The organism is Undibacterium sp. GW821-FHT11H02 (assembly GCF_058808015.1).
In genome coordinates this window covers 67,056-91,198 of the sequence record NZ_JBXARG010000007.1, presented here as the reverse complement: position 1 = coordinate 91,198, position 24,143 = coordinate 67,056, and the positions used below count along the sequence as shown (strand labels likewise).

At 47.4% G+C, this 24,143-nt stretch carries 17 protein-coding genes; 13 read left to right on the top strand and 4 right to left on the bottom strand.

Annotation, left to right across the window (positions count from 1 at the left end):
- Positions 1-24: 24 nt before the first annotated feature.
- The 5 genes from AC1RR2_RS09295 (at position 25) to AC1RR2_RS09275 (ending at position 9,200) form a co-directional block, all read left to right on the top strand.
- On the top strand, positions 25-1,158 hold the full coding sequence (locus AC1RR2_RS09295) for a CsgG/HfaB family protein (RefSeq protein WP_493221971.1): 1,134 nt from the start codon (positions 25-27) through the stop codon (positions 1,156-1,158).
- Between the two features lie 384 nt (positions 1,159-1,542).
- Positions 1,543-2,346: a hypothetical protein gene (locus AC1RR2_RS09290; protein WP_493221970.1), complete on the top strand. Its 804-nt coding sequence runs from the start codon at positions 1,543-1,545 to the stop codon at positions 2,344-2,346.
- A gap of 776 nt (positions 2,347-3,122) precedes the next feature.
- Complete coding sequence (locus tag AC1RR2_RS09285; RefSeq protein ID WP_493221969.1) at positions 3,123-6,677, top strand: hybrid sensor histidine kinase/response regulator; 3,555 nt, start codon at positions 3,123-3,125, stop codon at positions 6,675-6,677.
- Between the two features lie 292 nt (positions 6,678-6,969).
- Positions 6,970-8,934: a peptidase U32 family protein gene (locus tag AC1RR2_RS09280; protein ID WP_493221968.1), complete on the top strand. Its 1,965-nt coding sequence runs from the start codon at positions 6,970-6,972 to the stop codon at positions 8,932-8,934.
- Between the two features lie 77 nt (positions 8,935-9,011).
- Positions 9,012-9,200 (top strand): hypothetical protein, encoded by a 189-nt coding sequence (locus tag AC1RR2_RS09275; RefSeq protein WP_493221967.1) that lies wholly within the window; start codon positions 9,012-9,014, stop codon positions 9,198-9,200.
- Between the two features lie 102 nt (positions 9,201-9,302).
- Here AC1RR2_RS09275 and AC1RR2_RS09270 read toward each other — a convergent pair whose 3' ends face one another.
- The 4 genes from AC1RR2_RS09270 to waaA all read right to left on the bottom strand — a co-directional run bounded on the left by AC1RR2_RS09270 (position 9,303) and on the right by waaA (position 14,987).
- Complete coding sequence (locus AC1RR2_RS09270) at positions 9,303-10,181, bottom strand: CPBP family intramembrane glutamic endopeptidase (RefSeq protein ID WP_493221966.1); 879 nt, start codon at positions 10,179-10,181, stop codon at positions 9,303-9,305.
- Between the two features lie 256 nt (positions 10,182-10,437).
- Positions 10,438-12,633 carry a S9 family peptidase gene (locus AC1RR2_RS09265; RefSeq protein WP_493221965.1) on the bottom strand — a complete coding sequence of 732 codons (2,196 nt, stop codon included), beginning with the start codon at positions 12,631-12,633 and terminating at the stop codon, positions 10,438-10,440.
- A 143-nt stretch (positions 12,634-12,776) separates the two neighbouring features.
- Positions 12,777-13,673 (bottom strand): DUF2785 domain-containing protein, encoded by an 897-nt coding sequence (locus AC1RR2_RS09260; protein ID WP_493221964.1) that lies wholly within the window; start codon positions 13,671-13,673, stop codon positions 12,777-12,779.
- Positions 13,674-13,712: 39 nt separating this feature from the next.
- Positions 13,713-14,987 carry a lipid IV(A) 3-deoxy-D-manno-octulosonic acid transferase gene (gene waaA / locus AC1RR2_RS09255; protein WP_493221963.1) on the bottom strand — a complete coding sequence of 425 codons (1,275 nt, stop codon included), beginning with the start codon at positions 14,985-14,987 and terminating at the stop codon, positions 13,713-13,715.
- 420 nt (positions 14,988-15,407) lie between these two features.
- Here waaA and AC1RR2_RS09250 point away from each other — a divergent pair, with 420 nt between their 5' ends.
- The 8 genes from AC1RR2_RS09250 (at position 15,408) to AC1RR2_RS09215 (ending at position 24,132) form a co-directional block, all read left to right on the top strand.
- Entirely contained in the window at positions 15,408-17,048 is a 1,641-nt protein-coding gene (locus AC1RR2_RS09250; RefSeq protein ID WP_493221962.1) for an AMP-binding protein, read from the top strand.
- A 120-nt stretch (positions 17,049-17,168) separates the two neighbouring features.
- Positions 17,169-19,562 (top strand): bifunctional salicylyl-CoA 5-hydroxylase/oxidoreductase, encoded by a 2,394-nt coding sequence (locus AC1RR2_RS09245; protein WP_493221961.1) that lies wholly within the window; start codon positions 17,169-17,171, stop codon positions 19,560-19,562.
- Position 19,563: 1 nt separating this feature from the next.
- Positions 19,564-20,349 (top strand): SDR family NAD(P)-dependent oxidoreductase, encoded by a 786-nt coding sequence (locus tag AC1RR2_RS09240; protein WP_493221960.1) that lies wholly within the window; start codon positions 19,564-19,566, stop codon positions 20,347-20,349.
- A complete protein-coding gene (locus AC1RR2_RS09235) occupies positions 20,349-20,849 on the top strand; it encodes a MarR family winged helix-turn-helix transcriptional regulator (RefSeq protein WP_493221959.1) in 501 nt (166 codons plus the stop codon). The genes AC1RR2_RS09240 and AC1RR2_RS09235 overlap by 1 nt, the downstream gene beginning before the upstream one ends.
- An 18-nt stretch (positions 20,850-20,867) precedes the next feature.
- Positions 20,868-21,200 carry a hypothetical protein gene (locus AC1RR2_RS09230; protein WP_493221958.1) on the top strand — a complete coding sequence of 111 codons (333 nt, stop codon included), beginning with the start codon at positions 20,868-20,870 and terminating at the stop codon, positions 21,198-21,200.
- Positions 21,201-21,219: 19 nt separating this feature from the next.
- Complete coding sequence (locus AC1RR2_RS09225; RefSeq protein ID WP_493221957.1) at positions 21,220-22,074, top strand: enoyl-CoA hydratase family protein; 855 nt, start codon at positions 21,220-21,222, stop codon at positions 22,072-22,074.
- A gap of 445 nt (positions 22,075-22,519) precedes the next feature.
- Positions 22,520-23,707: an acyl-CoA dehydrogenase family protein gene (locus tag AC1RR2_RS09220; protein ID WP_493221956.1), complete on the top strand. Its 1,188-nt coding sequence runs from the start codon at positions 22,520-22,522 to the stop codon at positions 23,705-23,707.
- Positions 23,704-24,132 (top strand): acyl-CoA thioesterase, encoded by a 429-nt coding sequence (locus tag AC1RR2_RS09215; RefSeq protein ID WP_493221955.1) that lies wholly within the window; start codon positions 23,704-23,706, stop codon positions 24,130-24,132. Before AC1RR2_RS09220 ends, AC1RR2_RS09215 begins: the two co-directional genes overlap by 4 nt.
- Positions 24,133-24,143: the final 11 nt, after the last annotated feature.

Below are 24,143 nucleotides of genomic sequence, written 5' to 3'. Positions count from 1 at the left end.
ATTTTTGAATATAAGGAAGCTTTTATGACTTTTCGTTCGCCTTTATTGACCGTCTCATCTTTGTTACTCAGTGCTTGTCTGGCAAATACAGCCAGCGCACAAAGCATACAAAAAGGAGCGATTGAGAAGTGTGCCAAGAATTTTGGCACTTTGGCCGTGGTTGAACCACAAAGTCATATGTTAGCGTCATTATCGCAATACAAACTGGGTTCACCATCGACCATGTTGCGCATGATAGTCGAAGAGTCTGGCTGTTTTACGGTAGTTGAACGCGGTGTGGCGATGCAAAATATTCGTCAAGAACGCGAACTGGCTTCTGCTGGGCAATTGCAACAAGGCTCGAATGTCGGCGGTGGTCAATTGCAGGCAGCCGATTTTGTCATGACACCAGCGGTGCAATTTGCCAGTGATACTGGCGGTGTCGGTGGTGCCGTCGGTGGTTTGTTAGGACGTTTCGGCGGCGGTTGGGGCGCACTCGGTGGGCTCGCCGGGGGTGTTAAATTTAAAGAAGCTGAAACGACTTTACTGTTAGCCGATGTGCGCTCAGGCATTCAAGTCGCAAGCGCTGAAGGTCAAGCCAGTAAAATGGATTTTAGTCTGGGTGGTTGGGGTTGGGGTGGCTTTGGTTGGGCCAGCGCCGGTGGTTATAGCAAAACACCCGAAGGTAAGTTGATCGCTGCCAGCTTGCTCGATAACTACAATAAAATCGTGCAAAGCGTGCGTAACAAAGAGCAGTTAATTCAAGCGACATCACAAGCGTCGAAGAACAATGCGGCCAATTCTATTCAAGCCACACCACCTTCTCAAGTCGCAGCTCAACAGTATGTAGCACCAGCGCCATCCGCACCGGTAACAACTTCAGGCTTGGTTGGCGTGTATGCGGTTAAATTTACCGGAGACGACGAGGGCACCGTCAACGTCATGATCAATAAGAACGGCAATGTCACGGGCATGGGTAAATCAAGCAAATATAATTTCAATTTCAACGTATCCGGCACAGTCAGCCCAGATGGAGAATTGTCCCTGGCAGGCTCAGGAAAAGCCGGCGGTGCAAAATTCATGGGTACCGTGGATTTGCAGTCTGGCGCCGTGGTGGGGATGTGGCAATGGGAAGGCAATCAGTCAGGACAAGGAACGTTTAACGGTCGTAAACAATAATTAAATGTGAATTGATCGTACACATTAAATTGGTACAGCAAAATTAAAGAGAGCGGGAGAAATCCTGGCTCTCTTTTTTGTTTGAGCTAATAAAGTATTTTTTAATGCACAAGTTATCGATATCATGCACTAGGTTAACAGGAACTAGTGCCGATACGGGTTTGTATCCACAGCTTCAGTACGTCGCTTTCGGCAGGCATATACAAACACGGCAAGCCGCTTACCGATATTTTCTTAGAAGTGCATTAGAAGAAAAAGGCACTTGACGATATTCGCCTCGCTTTGCAGCAAGGCCAGACTGTTGGTAGCGAAAAATTCAAAGAAGCGATGAGTGTCGCGAGTGGCGTAAGACGAATGCAGTATTGTTGAGTACGACCGCTTGAATTGGCCAATGAGGTTATTGGAAAAACGAATCAAACGGCTTGCAGCGAAATATTTTGTTGGAAAAAAAGTAAGGCCTTAAATTTTTTTAATTTATTGAACAGTGAGCTTGAAGAAATGGCTATTCAAAATTTAGTAGGCGGTGAATTTGAGACGTGCACGGATTCAAAATGGCAGAAGCGAAGCCGACGAGTTTTTAAGACGATGATTATGGCGATATCGTTATTCTTGCTTAGTAATTTGATTGGTGAATCAAATGCTAATGCTTTTCTTGCTCAAGAAAATTCGAAAAATAAGAGTGATAAAGGGAAAAAAGAGGTGCCTACCTCTGAGACAATGAAGGAATTTCTTCCACCCTATCCATTTTCGAAAGACGAATTCGTTCTGAATCTCGGCAAAGTCTTGTTGAGTGAAGACGGTCGAACTAAGAGAGAGGCTGTAGAACGTGCATTTAATGTGAAATTTTCTGATAAGCCATTAAAGGATGCTGAGATAAATTATCCAAATATGTCTAGATTTTATCTTAGGCCTAGAGTTGATTGGTATTTTGGTATGGGGCTAACACTAGGAGAGCAAGTCTCTAGTTTTCAATTGTTCTTGGACTCCACAATGTGTATTCCCTACAAAGACTTTCGAGAAATCGCGAAAACAGCAGGATGGAAGCTAGTCGGTGAAGCACGATTTTTTAATCATCGACCAATTCTTCATGAAACTTATCTTAAAAAAGAAGGTGCAAACTTGCTTGTGGTTTTATCCGATGACAACGCAAATTGCATCACTTATATCAACATGTATAACCACTCTTAAATTTTTAAATTAATTCTTTTTATCCTTCGAGATATATATGACAACAGGAACCAAAGGGGGCAGCAATCGCATTGTTTCCATAAGCTAAAACGAGCATAGAAGAATGCCACGCCTCCCACGCATTAAGTGAATAGAAATCCCACAACATCTAGCACAAATTGGCGTCTATCGAGAGCTGCACTTTTATTGCGACAAAATATAGGGGCGGTAAAAAATAGCTCGAATTTTGCCGTTGTTATACCTGGCAAGATAGCATTGAACCTCAGCGAATATTGAACGCCTGGGAAAGTATCCCAATCAAAGCGAGGCAAGAAATCACGCCTGGCGATATCGCCCTGTATTGGGCAGCGCTAGGCAGGGAAGGATTGCTCAAGGCTTTTCCAAGCCCACTTTTGAAAAATTGAGAAGCTTGCGAAGAAAATCTTGGACCTTGAAGTGCAAAAGCGATCAATTTATCAAGTTGCTGCTATTGCTGTGCAGGCGGCGCATTTTGGCCATTTTTATTCCTTTTGATACATGACTGCTTGTTGGCGCTTCATTTGCGACAAAATGGCTTCAGACATCACATCCACCATCATCGCAAATCCTATTGAGGAATCTGAGTTAAAAAAAGACATTTTTTTGCGAAAGTTCACTCACTATACTTAAAACCCTGCCAACAGTTTAGAAAGGGATTGACACTAAGATTTTTCACTAAGATACTGATTTTATTACTTGTGAGAATCTTCTCTCTCTTTTGATCGCAGGCTTGTTTTCATTTCGGGGATGACCTGGGTGTGAAAAATATCCATCTCAAATTATTTTTACCATTCGCCATCGGTTTGTTGGTGCTGGTTCCGGCTTTGTTAATTACCTGGTTTAGTTACACGGCCGCGCAACAGACCGCAATCGATGCGGCCAATAGTGTGATGGTGCAAGCAAGTTTGCGTGCCAGTGAGGCGGCGAATGCAGATTTGGCTGAGAGTAGTCGCCTGATGAATTATTTTTCCAGTTATGGCGATGCTGTCGGTGGCGAACCCGATCCGCAAAATTTCACTAGCTCAGATCGTTTTGAAGAGGTCGCTTGGGGGGCAATGCGTGGTACACGCTTAGTTAAATTCGTCTCTTTTGCATCGGTGGATGGCAGCTATCGTGCAATTAATTTATACGACGAAGATGCCTTGCCGGAAATCCTGGTGCAAGAGGCGGGTCAAACCAAACGAAAACACTATCGCAGCGTTTTCCCCTTAGACCGACGCATGTTGATAGGCACAGATAAAGTTGACTACGTGGCGAGCTCGCGCCCTTGGTATCAAGCTGCGATGAAAGCCGCAGATCAAACCGGTACTGCTACCGATCAACGTGCCTGGACCGATGTGTATCCTTCCTTTTCACGCAACCAATTACAAATCGCCCATTCAGTAGCGGTTCGAAATGATAAGCGTGAATTAATCGGGGTATTGGCACTTGATGTGTCATTTAAATTGCTGAATGAACTGCTGCAGAGCATGCAAATCAGTCCAAATGCGATTGCCTTTATTGTTGATCATAAAGGTAATTTGGTCGCTTCTTCCATAGAAAACGAACTTAGTGGGGCGCGTGATATTCCTTTGATGTCGGCACTCACGTCAAGCTCGCCTATGGTTCGTGGCGCTATAGAAAATTTACCTCAACGTATCAAATCGGGCTCGCGAATTATTTATAGAACCGAAGAGCAAGCTACTCAAAAGAAGAATGCGAATGCGACTTGCCTGGATTCGGGCCGTTGTGAGAATTTTCAGTTTGAATTGAATGGGCAAACGATATTATCGCAAGCCTCCTTGCTCAATCATTTACCAGAGGATGAACAGAGCTCAACTTATCCCGTCTTAAATAAATTAGCACGCGGCGCGAATTTTCCTGAATGGCGTTTGATCATCGCCTTGCCAGCCGATGATTTTAACTATGTGATCAAGGAAAAGAGTCAACGAACTTTATTACTTGCTGCTTTGTTAGCGTTGATTGCCTCTGCATTTGGTATCTGGTTTGCGCGCCGCCTCAATAGCATCATCAGCGCCATTGCCCGTGCGGCAGTGAAGTTAGGGCATGGTGATTTAGAGCATAGCCCAATTCGTACCTATTTTTCTGAATTTCGCCAAATCAGTGATGAATTGGAGCATACCGCGGATGCATTACGTGAATCAAGAAATGCATTGATGGCACAAAATGCGGAATTAGAGAAGCGGGTGTTGGAGCGCACGCGTGATCTGGCTCACCAAACCGAAGAAGCCATGCAAGCAGTCCATGCTAAGGCCGCGTTCCTGGCGACTATGAGTCATGAAATTCGTACACCTATGAATGGTGTCATCGGTATGACGGATCTGCTGGCGGGAACCGCGCTTAGCGCCGAACAGCGCGATTATGTGAATACCATACGCTCTTCGGGCGATGCTCTGCTGACGATCATCAACGATATTCTTGATTTTTCCAAGATAGACTCTGGAAAAATGGATTTGGAACGTGAGCCTTTATCGGTTGTGCAATTGATAGAGGAGAGTCTGGCTTTGGTCGCGGGTGCGGCAAATCGTAAGAACCTGGAATTACTGTATGAAATCGATGCTGAAGTGCCCGCTTTGGTGATGGGGGATATCACACGTCTACGCCAGATTATTCTGAACTTGCTGAGCAACGCCGTGAAGTTCACAGAGTCGGGAGAAGTTCATGTTCATGTACAGCAGGAGAATCCGCTGCAACCCGAGATGTTAAGCTTTACGGTACGCGATACGGGGATTGGTATACCTGCCGATAGAATTGAATTATTGTTTTCTCCTTTTACCCAAATTGACGCGGCGACCACACGCAAATATGGCGGTACAGGCTTGGGTCTGGCAATTAGCCGCCGTCTCGCTGAATTGATGCATGGTTCAATTCAAGTGCATAGTGAAGTGGGGCGCGGCAGTCGTTTTATCGTACGTATTAAGGCACATCCGGCAGTGGCGAGTAATCTGACGTCAGCCTCATTGTCTGGTTCATTGAGTGCACCCCATGCCTCGCTGGCGATATTGCAGGCGTTGCAAGGCAAGCGTGCACTGGTGATAGATGATAATGCAAGCAGCCTGCGTATCTTGCAACAGAGGTTGGCACATTACGGCGTGCTCAGTACAGCGGTTCACAACTTATCTGCTTTGCATGAGCTCATTGCCGAGGATCTAGGGTTTGATTGCGCGCTCATTGATTTTGAAATGCCAGACGCGAATGGCTTGAGCGTGGCGCAAATTTTGAACTTGAAAAAAACGATACCGGTGGTGTTGCTCAGCAATGTCGCTGACAGTAGAACACTCGATCCCGAATTATTTTGCCCCGTGCATTTATTCAAGCCTATCAAAGAAAGCCTGCTGCTCGATGCCCTCATTGTTGCTTTGAATTTGAATGGAAGTGCGGCTCAGCAGCGTGCGCAAAGTGTGCAGAAAATTGCACATATTAATGAAAGTGCATTGCATGCCAAAATAAAGTCGGAAGCAAAACTCTGGGTGCAGCAACACCCATTGCGTATGTTGATTGCCGATGACAATGCCACTAACCGTAAGGTGGCATCGATGATGTTAGAGCGAATTGGTTATGGCGTCGACACCGTAAATGACGGACGCGAGGCGGTGGATATCGTGCTGGCGGCCGATACTGCTTTACAGCCATTTGATTTGATTTGGATGGATGTGCACATGCCCAATTTAGATGGATTGGAGAGCACCAAAATTTTGCGTCAATCGGCAATACGGCAACCTCATATCGTTGCTATGACCGCGGCTGCCATGCACGGCGATAGAGAAATGTGCCTGCAAGCCGGTATGAATGATTATGTCAGCAAGCCTTTAGAAATAGCTGACTTACAGCGTGCACTGTATGATTATTTCAAATTGCAGGGCATTGAATTTGCGTCTGCGATTCCATCAAGCGATTTGCAGGCAACCTCACAGGCGCAGGAGCTCGCAACGACGATGTCGAACGAGGAACAAGCAGCAATAAAGTACTTCGATCCAGATCGTTTCATGGCGTTTTGCGAAGGCAATCCCAGCTATCGCTCGACGTTTTTGGTTCTGATTAAGAATATGATTCACAAAAGTTCAACCCAATATGCAGAAGCCCAACAAGCATGGGTGCAAGGTCAGGTCGAAGATGCCGCCCGCATTTTTCATACCATGCGTGGTTCTTTAGGTACTCTGGGTGCGCTTGAGTTTGTAGAGATATCGCGGCAAATAGAAAATGCGATCAAACAAAATGAAGCGACGCAAGTTGACGCATTGTTTATTGAAATTAAAGACGTGCTGGATAGAACGATGAGCCAGGCGCAGCAATGGTTAGATCAACAAGAATAGGACTTACGCAAAACAGACGCAGGCGTTGTTGTGTTCGCCTCGTCGTGCAATTGCACTGTCTTCGGCTCCACGCCTAGCCAGCGCAATTTTGCGTAAGTCCTAAAGAAGAAAAGTGAAATCCTGGTTCGCTAAGACCCTTTCTTGGTTTAAGAACAAGACTATCTTGGATAAAGGGGAATGAAATTTGTTTTTATGTTATTAAAGTGCCAGTCTTCTCCGTACTTTTCGGCATAGAGCAGGGCTTTTCGCTATAATCTGCCCCTTCTTTCTCCCGCATGAATAAGCTCCCATTATGACCCTACGTACCAATGAAATTGAATTATTATCGCCTGCCAAAACAGTCGAGATAGGACGTGAGGCGATACTGCACGGTGCCGATGCCGTGTATATCGGCGGCCCCTCATTCGGTGCGCGGCATAATGCCAGCAATGAAATCAGCGAGATCGCCAAATTAGTCGAGTTTGCGCATCGCTACCACGCCAGAATTTTTGTCACACTCAATACCATTTTGCATGACACTGAATTAGAGCCCGCGCAAAAATTGATACATCAATTTTACGATGCGGGTGTCGATGCCTTGATCGTGCAAGATATGGGGGTGATGGAGTTAGATATTCCCCCGATACAAATTCATGCCAGTACACAATGCGATATCCGTACACCTGCGAAAGCCCATTTTTTAGGCGCATCCGGTTTTTCACAATTGGTGCTGGCACGTGAACTCACTTTAGAACAAATTAAAGCAATCAAAGCGCAGACCAATACGCCTTTGGAATATTTTGTGCATGGTGCTTTGTGCGTGGCATTTTCCGGTCAATGTTATATCTCGCACGCGAAAGATGGACGCAGTGCGAATCGCGGTGATTGTTCGCAAGCCTGTCGTTTGCCTTATACACTGACTGATGGTGAAGGCCGCGTCGTCGCTTACGACAAGCATTTGTTGTCGATGAAAGACAATGATCAAAGCGCGAATCTGGAAGCCTTGCTCGATGCCGGTATTCAATCGCTGAAGATAGAAGGCCGCTATAAAGATATGGGCTATGTGAAAAATATCACTGCACACTATCGTTTGTTGTTGGATGAAATTTTGGAGCGCCGTCCTGAGTATTATCGTGCTTCCAGTGGTCATACGCAGATTGCTTTTACACCGAACGTGGATAAGACTTTCCACCGTGGTCACACGGCTTATTTTGCCAATGGGCGTTTGGATAATATTGGTGCGTTTGATTCCCCTAAGTTTGTCGGTTTGCATATAGGCTACGTGACTCGACTCGGACCCGATTGGTTTGAATTGGAAACCAATGAAGACTTAGCGAACGGCGATGGACTCAATTACATGCATAAGCGTGAAGTCGTCGGCGTGCACGCAAATACCGTAGAGAAAAAAACGACGAATGAAAATGGCACAATCTGGCGCGTGCATCCAAATGAAAAAATGGCGGAGTTTGCCAGCCTCAAAGTCGGCATGTCGGTACATCGCAATCGCGATCAGCAATGGGAAATGGCATTAAGCAAAAAGTCTTCGGATCGTAAGTTGGGTTTATGGATGAATTTGTCCGAAGCTGAGAATGGCTTAGTGTTGAATTTATCAGATGCTGATGGTGTCAACACCAGCACCGTGGTGGAACTCACTTTGGAGCCTGCGCAGCAAGCGGATAAAGCTGAGGCGGGTTTGCGTGAGAATCTGGGTAAATTGGGTAACACCATGTTCTACGCGGAACAGATAGATTTGAATCTGAGCCAGGCTTGGTTCGTGCCATCGTCTGTCATCAATGCCTTGCGCCGTGATGCGGTCGCTAAGCATGAACAAGCGCGTGTGCAACATTGGAAGCGCCCATTGCGCGAAGCAGCGCAGGAGCCTTTGGTGCCCTATCCAGAAACCACGCTCACTTATCTCGCCAACGTATACAACCATAAAGCCAGCGCATTTTATAAAAAGCACGGTGTGCAACTGATCGCTGCTGCTTACGAGTCACATGAAGAAGCGGGTGAAGTACCGCTGATGATCACCAAGCATTGTCTGCGCTTCTCATTCAATCTTTGCCCGAAACAGGCAAAGGGTGTGACAGGTGTGCAGGGTCAGGTCAAGGCAGAGCCTATGACTTTGGTGAACGGTGACGAAAAATTCACTTTACGTTTTGATTGCAAGCCCTGCGAAATGCACGTCATGGGCAGCATGAAACCGCATATCCTTAGGTCCGCTCCGCCGAGTACGGTGACTAGTCCTTTGGTTTTTCATAAGTCCAAGCCACAGTAGATGATTTTTAGTATGATTTAGTTATGATGCGATGTTAAAATATTATTTTTATAAATCGCTTACGAAAGAGCTAAATCATGCTTAATAGTCTTAGTTACATATTTTTGTTGATTGGTGTGCTGAGCTTTGCTTATGGCTACCGTAAAATAAATCGCAACTGGATGTTGGTAGGTGCAATTTTCCTGACAATGAGCGGCGGCATTGAGCCATTTGCGAAAGGATTCATTGAAGGTCTAAGTGGCGTTCCAGAGACCGTTCAGAAATAATTTTCGACTTTCTCTGTAATAAGCTGATCTGTATTGAATTGTCGAACGACTGAAACAAGATGGTGCTTGAACGAAGCAATGGTCAACCACCATCTTGTATTCTCACTTAGTCTTACGCTTCCAATAAGGTAAAACGATATGGCCTCGGTTTTTAGCAATCAGCAATAAACCGATAGTCGCCGCAATAATAATCCCTAGGGCGATGGCAGAACCTTCTATGCCAAATGCGCCACCAGTTAGCCAATCTGGCCCCGTCATTTTTCCTATAAATAAGCCCTTACGAGCTTCGTGTCCAGACACGGCGACGGAGAAAATACCGTCTTGAAAGAAATTCCACGCTGCGTGCATCGCAACGGCTAACCAAAGACGGCCAGTGACCATAAACGCAGCCGCTAACAACAATCCTGCGGCCGTGATATTGGCAAAACCTAATACACTGATATTGTCATTCGCGAGATGCATGACACCAAATAAGACTGCCGATGCCAACAGTGCTAGCCAGCTGCCCAGGGATTGTTGAAGCACTCGAAAGAACACGCCGCGCAACATCATTTCCTCTATCAAGCCTACGGTAAGATGCATCAGTAATGGAATCAGTAACACTGACCATGGTGAGCTTGCGGTGATTTGAAAACCACCCAGGAAAGCAATCGTTGCTACGGTGGCACAGACCAAGACGCCGCCGATGGCAAAACCCAGACTAAACTCCCCCAAAAAACCGGATAAGGCCAATTCGGGTGTCGCACGTTTTTCTACTTTACGCGCGTACAAGCTATAGCAGACATAGCCTACGCATGCGCCCAAAAGTTGCCCAAACTTGACGATCAATTTGTCATCGATTGATTTGCTGAAGGCCGCTTGTATCAATATAAAAGGTAAGAGAAAAGACAGGATTCCCAATACGATACGTGTTACAGGAAATTGTATGATGCGTTGTGCTAGTGAGGTATTCGTGGGGGTAGCAAGCTGAGTTGTGGTCATGATAGGGGCATGGTGAGAGTTAGTATGGCCAGGTCGAGATGAAGATGCGTTGCTCTCGCTTTAGCAGGAATAATGCAAGTGAGCGAACTATAAGCCTAAGCCGTCTTTCGACAACGCGGATTCCGACCAAGTGCAGAATCAGAGGCATGAGCCGTAAGGGGCAAAGTTGCACACTCGCGTTACTTGTAGCGCTAAAAAAAATGCCAGCAGGTTTTACGCTGCTGGCATTTTTTTATGCTAGGAAAGATGCTAAGTCTTACAAATTGTCCTGCAAAAATTTCCACTTCGCTTTTTGCATTGACCAATTCTGCCAAGCATCGGCGACGCCATGACCTTGGCCTGGGTAGAGTTGCAAGCTGTAGTCTTTATTGCCTTTGGCCAGCGCGTCGATAAACATGACAGTGTTTTGTGGATGTACATTGTCATCCATAGTGCCGTGCATGATCATGATCTTGCCGCTCAAATCTTTGGCTGCTTTCAGGCTGGAACCTTTGTCGTAACCTTCGGCATTTTCTTGGGGAAGACCCATGTAGCGTTCGGTGTAAATGCTGTCATAGAAACGCCAATCGGTTACAGGTGCACCAACAAAGCCGACTTTCCAAGCTTTGCTATGGGTCATTGCATAGGAGGTGAAATAGCCACCATAGCTCCAACCATTTAAGGCGATTCGGTCCATATCGGCAAAGCCTTGTTGACGCAACCAGTCCAAACCATCCAACTGATCTTGTAACTCTAGCTGACCGAGTTTTTTATGAATAGGCCAGGCGCTCGATACGCCTTTGTTGCTGGCGCTCTGATTATCCATGATCCATACAACATAACCTTGTTGCGCCAGGAAGTGGTAGTACAAATTGGCACTCCACTGATCACGTACTTGTGGCGCCATCGGACCCGCATATAAATGTTGGTACACCGGGTACTTCTTAGTCGCGTCAAAATTCGGCGGCAAGAACAAGACACTTTCCATCAAGAAGCCATTGCGTGATTTGACTTGTTGGTGCTTTACCGTTGCCAATTGCAGATCTTTGACTTTAGCGGGTACACCTGCATCATCCACCAATTTCACTTGCACACCAGCGTCGGTGAACAGCGCTTGCTTTGGCGTCTGGGTCATGCTGCTCCAGCTGTCTACATAGTGAGTGAAGGTTTTGTTCCAACGCACCATGTGCGTGCCTTTTTCTTCGGTCAGGCGTTTGAAATTGCTGCCGTCGAGATTGACACTGTATTCATCGTTACCGATAGGGTTGCGCTCGTTGGCGGAAAATAGCACGCGGCCTTTGGCTTCATCTACGCCATGCACTGCGCGTACGTCCCAATCACCTTGCGTGACCGCTTTGATTAATTGGAAGTCTTTGTCGTAGTGATATAAATGGTGATGACCGGTGCGGCTAGATTCCCAAATGAAGCCGCCGTCTTTCAAGAAGTGAGGCAGAGGCAGACGCTCAGTCCATGCCGGGCTGGTTTCTTTAACTACCGCTTTGCTATTGAGTTTGGCGTCATAAATGCGCAGATCCAGCCAAGTTTGCACGCGATCCTGCCAAGCGGCCATGAGGCGACCATCGGGCGTCCAGTCAACTTGTACGATTAGCGTTTCTTTGCCTGCGTAAGGGTCTTGGGTCCAGCTGATTTTGCCATTCAGATCTACCACCCCGAGTTTGGTGATGGGGTTGGAATCGCCGGCTTTAGGATAGCGGGTACGATCGGTTTTGACTGGTTGAGCATGATCACCACTTAAAGTGTAGACCGGTACTTTGGTTTCATCAAAACTTAAGAAGGCCAATTTTTTAGAATCAGGTGCCCAGCGAAATGCGCGAAAATCGCCGCGACCATAGACTTCTTCTTGATACACCCAATCTAAACGACCATTGAAAATGGTTTCACTACCACCAGTCGTCAGGCGTTTTTCTTTGGCGGTCGCGACATTAGTCGCATACATATCATTGCCTTTTAAGTAGGCAACTGTTTTTGCGTCCGGTGACAATAATGCTTCATCTTCTTTTTCGTTCGGTGTATTCGTTAGAGCACGCGCTTTAGCCGCGTTCAGATCGAGTAACCAGATATCGTTCTTGTAAGTGAAGATATAACTTTTTGTTTCTGGTTTAATCCTCGCGCTTAATTGATCCGCGAGTTTAGTGATTTCTTTTTCATCTATCTTGGCCGCTTTTAGAATATTTAGCACGTTGCCGTCGGCGGGCAAGGCGGTTTTTTCCCAAGTCGTTGGGTTGATAACAAAAAGCTCGGCCGCGCCTTTGTTGACCTTGGATTCGATCAGGCGGTTTTGATTGTCCCACGATAAGCGCGTCATCGGCGCTGCATTGAAATTTTGTTTTTGTTCTGGGTGATACAGCATCTCTAAAGTCAATTTGCCATCGCCAGCATAGGCTGCGCCGCTAGCCGCGAAACCCGTGACTAAGGCGAGCGCGATTGCGTTCAAGGGAATAGTGCGTTTCATACCTGATCCTCCAAATGATTTTTCTTGATAGTTGGATAATGCAAAATAAAATTTTTTAAGGTCAAAAAGCTGACAGTTTAAGATGCTTATTTTGTTCTTTAGTTCAACTTAATTGAACTCAGTTGTGTTTAACTTAATTTAATTTAATTTAGTTTTTTCAAAGACTTGATGACGAGCGGTAAAAATTTCTCTTGCAAAGCAGTTTGCTTACTTTCTTGAAGATTCAGATAGAGTGCCGAAAAAAATGCGGTCAAATTATGTTTGCGTGCCAGGCTTGCTTGTGTCGTTTTCTTTAAGTCGAGTGAAGTCAGTAATAAACTAGCAAACCAGTTATCCCATTCTTCGGTCGTCAGTGCCGAGCGTAATCCCAAATAAAATACCGGCGTCATCAGGCGTTCGCTTTCACCATATTGATAGAAGTGTTGATCGTTTCGAATCTGCTGTGCCAGTGCTTCTAACATCATGCTATGTTGGGATTTGTTGAGCGCCGGATTGAGCGAGAGTTGCATCATCCAATCGGCCGCATGCGCCACGCCGTGACGCCAGCCTTGTTTTTCATCGTAACCGCGATAGTCGCGCACATGGCTTAAATAGTGCGCGGCCTTGCTGACCATGTCTTGCCTTTGTTCTTCGTTCATGAAAGCTTTGCGTCTATCGACACGCGCCACTTCAGCCAATACTAATGCCGCAAATGGCTGCTGAAATCCAGGATCGTTTGCCGCCGGGGGCATGGAGATTTGAGTCTGTAATCGTTGACGAATGACATGTAAGGTGTCGCTGGAGAGTAGTTCGCCACGCATCCAAAACGACAGCGCCTCAAACGCTATTTCATCGCGTAACTGGGGATCAGGGCTAGCTAAGCAATCGAGTAGCGCGAGCGCGCTTTGCTGTCGTTGTTGTGCGTCAGCGATTTGCCATTTGCTTTCTTTTAGAGCCAGTAATTTTTCTTGCGTCTTGCCGTCGGGCGGACATGCCGCAAAAGTGACTGCGCTAAAACTGAGTAGTAAGCTGGTGATTGCGAATTGGTAAAACGATTTCATGGCGGCGTCTCCCATAAAAATGGCTAGGTTCAGTGGACTTCAGCGTATGAGTGGTGCAATGGCTTTCATGGTTCTTTCTGTTGCACCTTGATGCTGCAAGAAAAATGCATGGGCTTGGGCGCCCATTTGTGTGCGTGTCCTTACATCGTCGAGTAAGCTTTGAGCGCGACGCATGACATCCCCGGCATCATTGGCGCGTTGCGCGCAGTGAGCAATAATCGCTTGTTCGGTAATCTCGGAAAAATTAAACGTATGCGGGCCAGTCAAAACCGGGCGACTCATGGCAAAAGCTTCAATCAGATTGTGCCCACCCAGAGGGACTAAACTACCTCCAACAAAAGCGAGATCGCTGGCAGCGTAATACATATACATCTCGCCCATGCTATCACCCAAAAATACCTGAGTGTCGCTAGGAATAGGTAAAGCAGACTGATCTAAATCTAAGGAAGAGCGTCGTACAAATCGTAATTGATGCTGGCTTAATAAGGCGGCGACTTGATCAAAACGCTGAGGATGGCGCGGCGTAATAATTAATAAGGCACGAGGCAATTGCAATTGCGTGAAAGCGTCAATGATTAATGTTTCTTCACCTTCGCGCGTACTGGCGCAAATGAATACAGGACGATCCGCAAAATAAGCGCGCAATTTGGCGCCACGTTCGGCCATCAAGGGCGGTGGGCTGACGTCAAATTTCATATTGCCGGTCACACATAAATCACGAACACCGAGCGCGCGCAAGCGTTCGGCGTCGGGACCCGATTGCGCCGCTACATAGTCAATTGCCTGTGCGGCGGGCAACATGAGACTGGACAGACGTTGGGCTTTTTTAAGTGAACGTTCGGACAGGCGCGCATTTACTAATGTCACTGGAATTGCTGATGCCTTGCATTGTGCAATCAGGTTCGGCCAGACTTCGGTCTCGATCAAGATACAGATGGTGGGAGAAAAGTGGTGCAAAAAGCGCCGTATCATCCAATTGATATCGTAGGGCACAAAGGCTTGGGTGAGGCGATCAGCGACATTGCTAAATAAAGCCTGACCCGTACTTCGACCTATCGGCGTCATGTGGGTCAGCAAAATATGATGTTCTGGATAGGCCGCCAACAGCGCTCGGACTATGGGTTCCGCGGCGCGGGTTTCGCCAGCAGAGACGGCGTGCACCCAGATGGTTTTTTGTGTCTTTGTGTGTGGATACCAGCCCAAGCGTTCAGCAATGTGTTGTCGATAACCGGGTTCTTGTTTGCCGCGTAACCACAAACGTAAGAGGACGAAGGGGAGGGCGAGAGACCAGGCTAAAGAATAGAGAAGACGCATTAATTTTTTATACAGAAGTAAGCCACTTCTGCTCAATGGATGAAATAGGTGCTGAATATACCTTAATTTTTAGTCGAGATAGATTGAATTAAGGGCATTTTGAGCTTGATTGAGAAAGTTTTTTAATTGGCTCTGAAGCTTGAAGAGAAATCTATCTTTAATTTGGGTATGAGCAAATAGTTGTTTTATTGATTCGGACTTACGCAAAACAGACGCTGGCGTTGTTGTGTTCGCCTCGCCGTGCAATTGCACTGTCTTCGGCTCCACGCCTAGCCATCGCAATTTTGCGTAAGCCCTATTGATGTGACTAATTACTTTACCTTTAAATAGTTTAGGTTTAAAGTATTTATCTATCGCGGTATTTTGAATAAAAACTAAATAAAAATCAAAAATATCCAATCAATTAATGGAGACTGACTGATGTCTAAGCAATTTTTGCAATCTGCCCATGTCGATACCTTCGCCTTCGAGCATTTGCCGCCACCTGAACAATGGCCGGATTTGCTGTTTGATTTGCCCGAATTACAGTATCCAGAGCGCCTGAATTGCGCCTATGCATTTTTAGAAGACATCAGCGCCCAAGGCTTTGCCGATAAAATCGCTATACGTAGTGCCAGTGTGACCTGGACTTATGCCGAGCTATGCGCGAAAGTGAATCAGATTGCGCATGTCTTGGTCGATGAGATGCATCTTGTGCCTGGTAATCGCGTGTTACTACGTGGTGCTAACAATCCCATGATGGCCGCCTGTATTTTGGCAGTGTGGAAAGTGGGGTGCGTAGCGGTACCGACTATGCCATTGTTGCGCGCCAAAGAGTTGAGCGTGATTATCGATAAAGCGCAAATCTCTGCGGCCTTGTGTTCAGCGGCGCTGCAAGAAGAATTGGTAAGCGCGCAGACTTTGAGTCCGGTATTGCAGCAGATAACAATTTTTAATTCTGAAGTTGCTGGTTCGGTCGAACAATTGATGGCGTCCAAATCAATCAATTTCACCGCGATCGATACGCATGCCGAGGACGTTTGCCTGATCAGCTTCACGTCGGGCACAACCGGTATGCCCAAAGGCACCATGCACTTTCATCGCGATGTGTTGGCGATTTGTGATTGCTTCCCGCGTTCGATTTTGCAATCACAGCCAAGTGATACCTTTATTGGCACACCACCATTAGCATTTACCTTTGGTTTGGGTGGCTTATTGTTATTCCCACTGCGGATTGGTGCCACTACCGTGTTGCTGGAAAAGTTAGCGCCAGAAACCTTACTCAAAGCGATAGACGAATATCAGGCCACGGTTTGTTTTACCGCGCCGACTTTCTATCGTCAGATGCTGCCTATGGTGCCGAATTTTTCATTGAAATCGCTACAAAAAACGGTGTCGGCTGGCGAGACTTTACCGACAGCCACACGCGAAGCTTGGCAAGCTGCGACGGGGCTGATCATGATAGACGGGATAGGTGCAACAGAGATGTTGCATATTTTTATTTCCGCAGCGGGTGAGCATGCACGTTCAGGAGCGACCGGTAAAGCGGTTCCGGGTTATCAAGCTTGTGTTCTTGACGAGAACGGTAATCCAGCGCCGGTGGGTGTGACAGGCAGGCTGGCGGTGAAAGGGCCGACGGGTTGCCGTTATCTGGCTGACGACCGACAAAAAAATTATGTTTTGAATGGTTGGAATCTGACCGGTGATGCCTACGAAATGGATGCTGAAGGCTATTTCCATTATCGCGCCCGCACCGACGACATGATCATCACCTCAGGTTACAACGTTGCAGGACCTGAAGTGGAGGAGATCATCCTGAAACATCCCGAAGTCGCCGAATGTGCGGTGATCGGCTTACCCGACGAAGAGCGTGGACAAATCGTCAAAGCCTTTGTGGTCTTGCGTGATACATCGAAGGCGCGTGATCCTTTGGCGAGCGAAGCTTTAGTCAGCGATATCCAGCAATTCGTCAAAGCCAATGTCGCACCTTACAAATATCCGCGCTGTATCGAATTCAAAGATGCCTTGCCTCGAACTGAGACTGGCAAAGTCCAACGATTTAAGTTAAAGCTGACCAATTGAGTTGTAGGGCGGGTGAAACCCGCGCCGCCAACACACCGAGCACTTGAACAGCGCGGCTTGCATCCGCTCTACGAGATCTATGTTGAACCAAGTTTGCACAAAAAACGAAGCTATAAAAACATGAACATACTATGCATAGGCGGTGGTCCCGCAGGTTTGTACTTTGCTTTGCTGATGAAGAAGCAAAATCCAGAGCACCGTATTGTGGTGGTTGAACGCAATCGTCCCTACGATACCTTCGGTTGGGGCGTGGTGTTTTCCGATCAGACTTTGGGGAATTTGGTGAAGGCGGATGAAGCAACTGCCAAAACCATACTGCAAGCCTTCAATCATTGGGATGATATCGATGTCCATTTTAAAGGTCAGGTTGTCACCTCGGGAGGACATGGTTTTTGCGGTATTGGTCGCAAACGCTTACTGAATATTCTGCAAGAGCGCTGCGAACAATTAGGTGTGGAATTGGTATTTGAAACCGATGTACAGGATGATCAAGTTTTAGCACAAAGCTACGATGCTGATTTGGTGATTGCTAGTGATGGTTTGAATAGCCGAATTCGTACAAGGTATGAGTCGACTTACCAAGCCGATATCGATACGCGCAAATGTCGCTTTGTCTGGCTCGGTACCAAGAAATTGTTTTCTGCCTTCACTTTTGCATTTGAAGAAACCGAGCATGGCTGGTTTCAAGCGCATGCTTATCAATACGATGGTGATACGGCGACTTTCATCGTCGAGACCCCAGAAGATGTGTGGTTGAAAGCGGGACTCGATCAAATGGATCAGGCGCAAGCCATCGCGTTTTGTGAAAAGTTATTCGCGAAGTATTTGGACGGCAATGCCTTGATGAGTAATGCTAGTCATCTGCGTGGCTCGGCGAGTTGGATTAAATTTCCGCGCATTATTTGCAAGCAATGGGTGCATCAAAATCACATCAATGGCAAGAATGTGCCTGTCGTTTTAATGGGCGATGCTGCACACACGGCGCATTTTTCAATAGGCTCAGGTACCAAGCTTGCACTCGAAGACGCGATTGAACTCGCTGATTGTTTTACACAGCATGGTGCCAAAGGCATGCAAGCGGTAATGGATGCGTATCAAGAAGTGCGTGCAATTGAAGTGCTGAAGATACAGAGCGCAGCGCGTAATTCCATGGAGTGGTTTGAAAACGTGAATCGCTATACCGCGATGCAAGCGCCCCAATTTGCCTACTCGATGCTGACACGTAGCCAGCGTTTGTCGCATGAGAATTTGCGCCTGCGCGATGCAAGTTATGTGCGGAGTTTTGAAACTTGGATTGCGGAGCAAGCCTTCGCTAAAGCAGGCGTCGAGATGCCCAGCACGAAGCAGACGATTCCACCCATGTTCACGCCTTTCAAAGTACGTGATGTGGTTTTGAAAAATCGCATCGTGGTGTCGCCAATGGCGCAGTATTCAGCTGTCGATGGCGTCGCTGGGGATTACCACTTAGTGCATCTCGGTAGCCGTGCGATGGGTGGTGCAGGTCTGGTGTTTGCTGAAATGACTTGCGTCTCGGCAGAGGGCAGAATCACACCGGCTTGCCCTGGCTTGTATGCGCCAGAACATACACAAGCATGGAAGCGCATCGTTGATTTCGTGCACGCCAACAGCGATGCCAAAATCGCGGTGCAGCTTGGTCATGCAGGTGCTAAAGGCTCCACCAAACGTGCTTGGGATGGTATCGATCAGCCATTGGATTCCGATAATTGGCCTTTGATCTCGGCTTCTGATCAACAATATTTACAAGGCGTGTCGCAAGTCGCTAAAGCAGCGACAAAAGCGCAAATGACGCAAGTCTTGAATGAATTCGTCGCAGCGACTATTGCCGCTGATCAGGCTGGTTTTGACTGGATGGAGTTGCATTGTGCGCACGGTTACTTTCTATCGAGCTTCATTTCTCCACTGACGAATCAGCGTGATGATGAATACGGTGGCAGCCTGGAGAATCGCTGTCGTTATCCTTTGGAAGTATTTGCAGCAATGCGCGCAGTTTGGCCAGCGCAAAAGCCTATGTCGGTGCGTATCTCGGCGCACGATTGGGTGGACGGAGGCATCACGCCGGATGACGCTGTGGCAATCGCCAAACTGTTTAAGCAAGCGGGTGCCGACATGATCGATTGCTCATCAGGCCAAGTCAGCAAACAAGAAAAACCTGTTTATGGACGCATGTTCCAAACGCCATTCTCAGATCGGATTCGGAATGAAGTGCAGATCGCCACGATTGCTGTCGGTGCGATTTTTGAAGCCGATCATGTGAATAGTATTATCGCCGCGGGTCGCGCCGATTTGTGCGCGATTGCGAGGCCACATTTGGCAGACCCTGCCTGGACTTTGCACGAAGCGGCCAAACTAGGATTTACCAATATCAATTGGCCGCAGCAGTACATCGCCGGTAAGTTGCAATTAGAACGCAATCTGGATCGTGAGCGTCAAGTCGCAGCGGCCAGTCGTGGCATGAGTCCGCAAGAAATTGCAGCAAAATTATTGGAAGGCTGATATGAATTTCTTTCATCCTGCATTGGTTGGAAAACATGCGGTCGTTACCGGCGGTGCGACCGGCATAGGTTACGCCATTGCACAGGCATTGTTAGCGCAAGGGATCAAAGTGACGATCACCGGACGTACTGAATCGAACTTGCAAACGGCCGTACAGCAGTTGAGCGAGGCTGGATTGATTCAAGCCGTCGTAATGGATGTCAGCGATAGCACTTCGGTCACGACTGGCTTTGCGCAAGCCGTGGAGCAATTCGGCACTGTCGATATCTTGATTAATAATGCAGGGCAGGCAAGCTCTGCGCCATTTTTAAAGACGACAGAAACGCAATGGCAGCAAATGCTGGCGGTCAATCTGACTGGCACGTTCTTGTGTACGCAACAAGCTTTGCCCGCCATGCTGTCGCAATCATGGGGCCGCATTGTGAACGTCGTAAGCACAGCAGGATTGAAAGGCTATGCCTACGTTGCAGCCTATGCAGCCGCGAAACATGGGGTGATCGGTTTAACTAAGTCACTCGCTTTAGAAGTGGCACAAAAAGGAGTTACGGTGAATGCCGTGTGCCCCGGTTATACCGAAACGGATATCGTGCGCGATGCGATTGCTAACATCATGACAAAAACCGGACGCAGCGAACAGCAAGCGCGTGTAGAACTCGCGGCAGGGAATCCTCAAAAACGGCTGATTCAACCTGAAGAAGTCGCCGATGCCGTGCTCTGGCTCTGTTCGCCTGCGAGCGCATCGCAAAATGGTCAGGCTATCGCAGTCGCTGGTGGCGAGGTGATGTGATGAGTGAGCGCGACGCTACTTTTGATCTGGAAACACGTTTAACCCAAGATCATCATCAGTCTTTAAAATTATGGCTGCGCATGTTATCGACTACAGTCATGATAGAAAATGAAATCCGCAATCGCTTGCGGGCAGAATTTGATATTACTTTGCCGCGCTTTGATTTGATGGCACAACTTGAACGTCATCCCGATGGCTTGCGTATGGGCGAATTATCTAAGCGCATGATGGTCACCGGTGGCAATATCACGGGCATCACCGACCAGTTAGAGCAAGAAGGTTTGGTCATGCGTGTAACGGATAAGCAAGACCGACGTGCCTATAGCGTGAAACTCACAGCTGCCGGACGTAAGGCATTTAAAACCATGGCCAGTGTGCACGAAGCGTGGGTGGCTGAATTGTTTTCTGGCTTGGATGCAGAACAAAAAAATCAAATGATTAGCTTGTTGTCGAGTGTTAAGTCGGATTTGAGTGCGGCAAGCAAAGAAGATACGGTTTAGTTTTACCTTGGATTAATTATGAATAAGTTTCATCTGTGGTTAGAGATAGAAGATGGTCAGGATCCTGAACACCCTGCAAATAGAAGTACTGAAAATTTCTGCAATATCTCTGTGACATTAGATGATGGACGGAGATACGCATTAAATGTATGGACTTTCGATTTCTTACCACTTGCTAGATTTAGTTGGCCCTACGAAAAGAAATCTGACTCCGTGCCAAGTCTATATGTGTTACCGCCAGATTTATTTGTAGAGCGATTGGATCGAGACGTCATTGAAAAAGTGATTTCAGAAATGATCGAGAAAAATGAAATGCAAGCAGAGTGGTTGTGCATTGATACAGACGATTAATACGATAAATGAGAATAATATGAACTATCTCAATGGAAAAGCCAGCGATTTACCAGGCAATCATCAAAACTTGGCGAATTATCAGGCCACGCATTTTGCGTATCAGGTCAAGGATAAGGTCGCGACGATTACTTTAAATCGCCCTGAGCGTAAGAACCCTTTAACCTTTGATTCCTACGCAGAATTGCGTGCATTGTTTCGCGCGATGTGTTATGCCGACGATATCAAAGCCATCGTGATCACGGGCGCTGGTGAGAATTTCTGTTCGGGTGGTGATGTGCATGAAATCATCGGGCCATTGACTGAACTCGATATGCCAGGCTTACTTCGCTTCACACAAATGACCGGTGATCTGGTGAAAGCCATGCGCGCCTGTCCTCAGCCTATCATTGCTGCGGTGGACGGTATCTGCGCCGGTGCGGGAGCGATCATTGCAATGGCATCCGATATACGAATCGGAACAAGTCGCAGCAAAACCGCGTTTCTGTTTACACGCGTTGGACTCGCCGGTTGTGACATGGGCGCTTGTGCGATCTTGCCACGCATCATAGGCCAAGGGCGTGCCGCTGATTTGTTGTACAGCGGTCGAAGCATGTCAGGCGAAGAGGGCGAACGTTGGGGATTTTTTAATCAATTAAGCGAACCCGAACAAGTGATCAGCGCCGCGCAAACTTATGCCAATAATTTAGCAAATGGCCCCACATTCGCCCATGCGATGACCAAGAAAATGTTGCATGAAGAATGGGATATGAGTGTCGATCAGGCGATCGACGCAGAAGCGAAGGCGCAAGCGATTTGCATGATGACCAATGATTTTCATAGGGCTTATCATGCGTTTGTTAAAAAAGAGAAGCCAAAGTTTGAGGGTAATTAAAGTTAAATCCAATTGCAGGGCGCATTACGGCGTTGCAAATTCTCGCAATACCAACGGATTGCTGCGGTTTGCGCCTTGTACTGCGTCCCTGGAATTGACTTTCTCTGCATAGGTTGATGATGAACTTAAGATGTAGGGCGGGTGAAAGCCGCGCCGCCAACGCATAGAGCGTGGCTGACCGATCTATGGGAAACGTTTTAAACTCCCTCTCCCGCAAGCGGGAGAGGGTTGGGGTGAGGGCGGTTCAGATTGATGAGTTGTGTGCTCAGAGTTGAAAAATGGAGTGTCGGAATTTAATGAACTTTGCGACCAGCTAAAACACCCTCATCCCCGACCCTTCTCCCGCTTGCGGGAGAAGGGGCTTCGTGGCTTGAAATAGAATTAAATAATAAAAGATGGTGAATGATGCTTAATCATTTTCTCTCGTAAAAATAACAGGAAACACATGTCAGATACTGCATACCTAAGCTGGCCTTTCTTCAACGAAGAACACCGACAATTACAAACCGAATTAGACAATTGGGCGAGCCAGAATTTGCATCAAACCCACGGGAATGATGTCGATCAAGCCTGTCGCGATTTAGTCAAACAACTTGGGGACGCAGGTTGGCTTAAGAATGCGATAGGTGGCAAAGCTTACGGTGCGAATCAAGACGTGATCGATACGCGTGCGATTTGCATATTGCGTGAAACCTTGGCGCGTTATTCGGGTTTAGCTGATTTCGCGTTTGCCATGCAGGGATTGGGCACTGGCGCAATTAGCTTATTCGGTAGCGAACAACAAAAAGCCACTTATCTAGAAAAAGTCGGACAAGGCAAATTGATCTCCGCTTTTGCCTTATCAGAACCGAATGCCGGTTCCGATGTCGCTGCCATGCAATGTGCTGCAACTTTGGTACACGATGCGCAGGGTGACTATTATGTGCTGGAAGGTGAAAAGACGTGGATCTCGAATGGTGGTATCGCCGATTTTTACGTGGTATTTGTCAGAACGGGTGAGGCGGCGGGAGCGCGCGGGATTTCAGCTTTGATCGTTGATGCTGACACCGAAGGGTTTGAAATTGCTGAGCGTATCGACGTGATCGCGCCCCATCCTTTAGCGCGTTTGAAATTCAATCAATGCCGCATTCCAGTTAGCCAGCGTATAGGAGAAGGCGGACAAGGCTTTAAAGTGGCAATGGCGACGCTCGATGTGTTCCGCACTTCAGTTGCCGCCGCCGCATTAGGTTTTGCACGTCGTGCTTTAGACGAAGCGATGGCGCGCGCCACCAGTCGCCAAATGTTTGGGCAAACGCTGGCTGATTTTCAATTGACGCAAGCCAAGCTGGCGCAGATGGCGACGACGATAGATAGCGCCGCTTTACTTGTGTATCGCGCGGCATGGCAACGTGATCAAGGGCAGCGCGTGACTAAAGAAGCCGCGATGGCGAAAATGGTCGCGACCGAAGGTGCGCAACAAGTGATTGATGCGGCCGTGCAGATGTTTGGCGGCATGGGTGTGATGAGCGAAGTTCCGGTAGAAAGACTGTATCGCGAGATCCGCGCATTGCGCATTTACGAAGGCGCGACCGAGGTGCAGCAACTGATTATTGCCAGGGAAATGTTGAAAGATTACAAGGAAGCCTATCCATGAGCTTAGTCTTTAGCACACCGATCAGCATTCGTTTTGCCCATTGTGATCCAGCAGGCATCGTATTTTATCCGCGCTATTTTGAATTGATCAATGGCGTAGTGGAAGACTGGTGTGCGCAAGCTTTGGGCATGAGTTTTCATGAAATGCACATGGTGCAGGGCATAGGTTTGCCAACTGTGCATATAGAAACGGATTTCGTCAAAACCAGTGTAATGGGTGATGAATTGGTGGCCGAGTTGCGCGTAATTAAATTAGGACGAGCTTCGGCGACGGTAGAAGTTCAAATGTTGGGGCAAGAACAAGATCTACGACTCAAAGCCCAACTCGTGTTGGTGATGGCGCAGGTCAAAGAGCGCAAAGCAATCGCTTTACCAGTTAGGTTACGCGAACACATGCAGAAATATTTGATGGCGTCATCTCGCTAGATCTGAGAACA

Bases quoted from the DNA above. Each gene is read 5' to 3' on its own strand.
- AC1RR2_RS09250 (WP_493221962.1), top strand. From the start codon at position 15,408: ATGTCTAAGCAATTTTTGCAATCTGCCCATGTCGATACCTTCGCCTTC.
- AC1RR2_RS09245 (WP_493221961.1), top strand. From the start codon at position 17,169: ATGAACATACTATGCATAGGCGGTGGTCCCGCAGGTTTGTACTTTGCT.
- AC1RR2_RS09225 (WP_493221957.1), top strand. From the start codon at position 21,220: ATGAACTATCTCAATGGAAAAGCCAGCGATTTACCAGGCAATCATCAA.
- AC1RR2_RS09235 (WP_493221959.1), top strand. From the start codon at position 20,349: ATGAGTGAGCGCGACGCTACTTTTGATCTGGAAACACGTTTAACCCAA.
- AC1RR2_RS09295 (WP_493221971.1), top strand. From the start codon at position 25: ATGACTTTTCGTTCGCCTTTATTGACCGTCTCATCTTTGTTACTCAGT.
- AC1RR2_RS09270 (WP_493221966.1), bottom strand. From the start codon at position 10,181: ATGACCACAACTCAGCTTGCTACCCCCACGAATACCTCACTAGCACAA.
- AC1RR2_RS09275 (WP_493221967.1), top strand. From the start codon at position 9,012: ATGCTTAATAGTCTTAGTTACATATTTTTGTTGATTGGTGTGCTGAGC.
- AC1RR2_RS09230 (WP_493221958.1), top strand. From the start codon at position 20,868: ATGAATAAGTTTCATCTGTGGTTAGAGATAGAAGATGGTCAGGATCCT.
- waaA (WP_493221963.1), bottom strand. From the start codon at position 14,987: ATGCGTCTTCTCTATTCTTTAGCCTGGTCTCTCGCCCTCCCCTTCGTC.
- AC1RR2_RS09280 (WP_493221968.1), top strand. From the start codon at position 6,970: ATGACCCTACGTACCAATGAAATTGAATTATTATCGCCTGCCAAAACA.
- AC1RR2_RS09220 (WP_493221956.1), top strand. From the start codon at position 22,520: ATGTCAGATACTGCATACCTAAGCTGGCCTTTCTTCAACGAAGAACAC.
- AC1RR2_RS09265 (WP_493221965.1), bottom strand. From the start codon at position 12,633: ATGAAACGCACTATTCCCTTGAACGCAATCGCGCTCGCCTTAGTCACG.
- AC1RR2_RS09260 (WP_493221964.1), bottom strand. From the start codon at position 13,673: ATGAAATCGTTTTACCAATTCGCAATCACCAGCTTACTACTCAGTTTT.
- AC1RR2_RS09215 (WP_493221955.1), top strand. From the start codon at position 23,704: ATGAGCTTAGTCTTTAGCACACCGATCAGCATTCGTTTTGCCCATTGT.
- AC1RR2_RS09240 (WP_493221960.1), top strand. From the start codon at position 19,564: ATGAATTTCTTTCATCCTGCATTGGTTGGAAAACATGCGGTCGTTACC.